This window comes from Novosphingobium rhizovicinum (genome assembly GCF_040813635.1).
GTDB classification, from domain to species: Bacteria; Pseudomonadota; Alphaproteobacteria; order Sphingomonadales; family Sphingomonadaceae; genus Novosphingobium; species Novosphingobium rhizovicinum.
Map to the genome: position 1 here is coordinate 1 of NZ_JBFNXR010000011.1, position 2,092 is coordinate 2,092.

1 protein-coding gene and 1 pseudogene are annotated in these 2,092 nt (G+C 61.1%); one reads left to right on the plus strand and one right to left on the minus strand.

Translation table 11 applies throughout. The features are described 5' to 3' along the window. The first annotated feature begins 94 nt into the window (after nt 1-94). Nucleotides 95-1,041, plus strand: a protein-coding gene (locus ABUH87_RS00250; protein WP_367767720.1) for an IS630 family transposase whose coding sequence is annotated in 2 segments (ribosomal slippage) — nt 95-431 and nt 431-1,041 — 948 coding nt in all. Because the reading frame shifts where the segments join, the coding sequence is not laid out codon by codon here. 238 nt (nt 1,042-1,279) lie between these two features. Here the strand turns inward: ABUH87_RS00250 and ABUH87_RS00255 are convergent. Further along, nucleotides 1,280-1,708: pseudogene (locus ABUH87_RS00255) on the minus strand (IS1634 family transposase); the annotation flags it as partial. Nucleotides 1,709-2,092: the final 384 nt, after the last annotated feature.

Below are 2,092 nucleotides of genomic sequence, written 5' to 3' on the forward strand. Positions count from 1 at the left end.
TAGAGCGTTTTCTGACCGACCTGAATCGTGAGGGATTCCCAAGCCGTCGGAAATCTGATTCACGATGCTGGCTGGGGATGGAGGCCGGCATCAGATGGGTCAGCCACTTTCAATGGATCTGCGGTTGCGGTTGCTGGCGGCGATTGATGGCGGGATGAGCAGGCGGGCGGCTGCGGTGCGGTTTGGAGTAGCGCCTTCGACTGCGATCCGCTGGCAGGCTCAACGAACGGCGACCGGTAACTTCGCGCCCAAGCCCCAGGGCGGTGACATGCGCTCGCACCGGATTGAGGAGCGGCGCAACGAGGTGCTGGCGCTGTGGGAAGCGCAGCAGGACATCACACTCGACGAGTTGCGAGTGGCGCTGGCCGGCATCGGCCTTTCAGTCGCGAACTCGACGCTGCACCGCTTCTTCGCGCGCCACGGCATCACGCGGAAAAAAAGACCGGGCACGCGATCGAGCAGGACCGGCCCGACGTCCTGAGGCAGCGCCATGCCTGGTTCGATGGTCAGTGCGATCTCGATCCCAAACGCCTGGTGTTCATCGACGAGACCTGGACCGCGACCAACATGACCCGCAGCCATGGTCGTGCTCCGCGAGGTGAGCGGTTGCGGATGGGCTCCCCGCATGGTCACCGCAAGACCACGACGCTGGTCGCGGGACTGCGCATGAGCGGGATGATCGCGCCGATGGTGCTAGACGGGCCGATCAACGGCGAATGGTTCGAGGCCTATGTCCGCCAGGTGCTCGTGCCCGAACTCAGGCCGGGCGACATCGTCATCATGGACAATCTCTCCAGCCACAAGCGCGCATCAGTCCTCGCGATGATCGAGGACGCAGGCGCGTCTCTGCGCTTCCTCCCGCCCTACAGCCCCGACTTCAATCCGATCGAGAAGGCCTTCTCCCGTCTCAAGGCCATGCTCAGAAAAGCCGGCGAGCGCACCGTCTCCGGCCTCTGGAGCTTCATCGGAAAACTCGTCGATCTCTTCCGCCCCGACGAGTGCGCCAACTACTTCAGCTCATGCGGCTATGATCCAGACTGATCAGAATCCGCTCTAGCCGCAAACCCGCGCAATCCGTCAAGAGCTGGTATGTGTGTCTGAAGGCGGTGCGGTGTACCCCCTTGGCCCTCACTCTCAGATATGGCCTTAGTGTCGTGACCTGCCCGATCTGCATTCATTGACACCCCCGTCCGTTAGCCGCTCGATCCACGGCCTATAAACGAGAACGTAAGCGTACCAACTTTTTTATTGAGACCATCCTTGGCGCGATCACTGATCACTCGCCGAGCCAGGCCATGGCGCGATAGAAGTGATGAAGGGCAAGATCCTCGCTGCCGTCGATGGCGTAGCTCTCCATCCAGTCCAGGCAGGCTCGGTCCGAGCCTGAGACGAACAGGCGGTGCAGTGTGGCGACAAATACGGCGCGCTCCACGGCAAAGCCGAACTGCCGCCCTTCCAGCACCTCTTCCAATACAGCATCGATGCCAAGCCGCTGCCACAGGCGCCCGAACAGCAACGGGCCTCCGATCCTGCGGGCTGCGATCCGGCCTGCATCGATATCGGACAGGATGACGCTGCGCTCTGCGTGACGTGCGATCGAGGCGGCCAGTCTGTCGAGTTCGCCACTTGCGGCCAGCACATCCTTGCGGCCCAGAGCCTTGATCGTCCGCTGGCGGACAGTTTTGCCCTTGCGCACGCTCTCGACCAGGTAAAGATAGCGGTGGCCGCGCGCGACCCGTTCGACGACCTACATGGTCAGGTTGTTACTGCCTGCACCCGTAAAGATAAACCAAACCGCCAGTCACAGGCAAAATGTTGTTAGCACATCCGATTTTGCCACAAAACCTACGCCCAGCAAAATCAAATACTTATCAGCTCGCGTTCCCCGCGTGTTCCGCTAGCACTGTTCAAGTTGGGTGTGGGTCTCCGATCATGGAAGATGAAACGGTCGAAGTTGTAGGCGAGGGTAACCGACCGGTTGAGGCCGCCTGTCGAAGGGTGAGTTGAGCGCGTAAGAGACGTCCATAAGGACGTCGTTATGGACGTCCTGAGTGAGAGCGAGGGATGGCTGTGGAGATATTGGGGCGGGAGC